The organism is Vogesella mureinivorans, assembly GCF_007644035.1.
Taxonomy (GTDB): Bacteria; Pseudomonadota; Gammaproteobacteria; order Burkholderiales; family Chromobacteriaceae; genus Vogesella; species Vogesella mureinivorans.
In genome coordinates this window covers 1-464 of the sequence record NZ_VMTV02000497.1, presented here as the reverse complement: position 1 = coordinate 464, position 464 = coordinate 1, and the positions used below count along the sequence as shown (strand labels likewise).

Below are 464 nucleotides of genomic sequence, written 5' to 3'. Positions count from 1 at the left end.
ATGGCCACGCCCAGCGGGATCATGAAGGTCACCGAGGCGAGGTTGATCGCGACCTGGTGGGCCGCGGTCTGCAGGGTGCCGAGGCTGCCGATGATCAGCGCGGTGGCGACGAACAGGCTGCCCTCCATGAAGATCGAGAAGCCCATCGGCAGGCCGATCTTGAGCAGGTCCGCGATCGGCGCCCAGCGCGGCCATTCGAAGCGGGCGAACAGATCAAGGTCGGCATAGCCGCGTCCGTAGCGCAAGGTCAGCGCATAGGCGATGGCCTGCACCCACAGCGTCGCCGCGGTGGCGATGCCGAGGCCCATGGCGCCCAGCTCGGGCGCGCCGAAGCGGCCGAACATCAGCGCGTAGCCCAGCGGCAGCAGCAGCACCAGGCCGCCCAGGCCGATCACCATGGTCGGCTTGGTCAGCGAGACGCCTTCGCTCAGGTAGCGGAAGCAGAAGAACAAGGCCAGCGCCGG

1 pseudogene is annotated in these 464 nt (G+C 68.5%); it reads right to left on the bottom strand.

Features of this window, described 5'->3' with window-relative positions:
• Positions 1–464: pseudogene (locus tag FLQ44_RS23710) on the bottom strand (hypothetical protein); the annotation flags it as partial.